The organism is Burkholderia sp. Ac-20392 (genome assembly GCF_017104585.1).
In the GTDB taxonomy this organism is placed as follows: domain Bacteria; phylum Pseudomonadota; class Gammaproteobacteria; order Burkholderiales; family Burkholderiaceae; genus Burkholderia; species Burkholderia lata.
This window is the reverse complement of sequence record NZ_JAAGPB010001008.1, coordinates 1-1175: the sequence shown is the minus strand read 5'-3', so window position 1 is coordinate 1175 and position 1175 is coordinate 1. Positions and strand designations below refer to the sequence as shown.

Here is a 1175-nt window from a genome sequence, read left to right as displayed (position 1 = left end):
GCCGTCATGGACGGCGACGCTTGCGGCGGGCGACGCGTCGGCGCGGGCGCGCATGACGGGCAGCGTCAACGCGGCGCCGGTCAGGGCGGAAAGGAAATGGCGGCGGTTCATGGTTCTGGACTCCGAAGGTGTCAGGGGGAGGGCGGCGATGTCAGAACGCCTTGCGCAGGCCGAGCGCGACGCCCGCGCTGCCCGAGCGATCGGCGGCGAGCGAGTAGTGCAGGAAGTTGTAGTTGTCGTTGTCGAAGTCGAGCGCGGCGCGATGTGCGTAGCCGCCCGCCAGGTACAGCGTCACCGTCTTGGACACGAAGTAGTTCAACTGCAGCGTGACCTGCTGCGGACTGACGGGGGGCGCCGCCGGTGCTTGGGCATTGGCAGGATTCTGCGCACGGATGTGTTCGTAATAGACCGCGCCGATCACCTGCAGGAAATCGGTGACGGCGTAGCGGACGCCGGCCCACCAGAACGTGAAGTTCGTCACGACCGACGGCGCGGCGATATCGCTGCGCGCGTGCTCGACGCCGGCCAGCAGTTGGGCGCGGCCGAGCGGTACGAGCGCGGAAGCGGCGTAGCGGCGGAAATGCGCGAAGCCGCCGGGCTGCGGCGTGTGGACGTCGTCGAACGCCGCGGCGAACGAGAACGCGCTGCCGGCATAGTCGAAGCCCGCGCCGTACGCGGCGTTCGACTGGAACGCGCCCGCCGTGCCGCCGAACGCGTAGTGCGTTTCGAGCGTCAGTGCGCCGAGCTTCGCCAGGTATTTGACGACGTTGTTCTCGCGATAGTTGATGCCGACGATCGCGCCGTCGGGCTCGTACAGCGTCGAATAGGCGCCTGTCGGCGAATAGCGCTCCATGATGTCGAACAGCGTCGTGTACTGGCGGCCGAGCCGCAGTGCGCCCCAGCGGTCGTGCTGCAGGGCGACCCACGCGGAGCGGTCGAAGCCGCCCGAGCCGGCACCGGTGCCGTTGGTCAGGTTGATGCTGCTCTCGACGCGAAACGCGGCCTGCCAGCCGTCGCCGAGATCCTCGACGCCCTTCAGGCCCCAGCGCGAACCGCTCTTGCCGCCCGACGCCATCCGCACGAGCGACGCCGATGATTTGCCGTCCGGGGCGACCTGCCCGGTGAGAAATTCGGTGTAGACGTCGGCGACGCCATACAGCGTGAGGCTGGTCTGA

1 protein-coding gene is annotated in these 1175 nt (G+C 68.5%); it reads right to left on the bottom strand.

The genetic code is table 11. The features are described 5' to 3' along the window. Nucleotides 1-151 precede the first annotated feature (151 nt). Nucleotides 152-1175, bottom strand: a 1024-nt coding sequence (locus G3N99_RS40465) for a porin (protein WP_206125222.1), incomplete at its 5' end; no start/stop codon positions are given.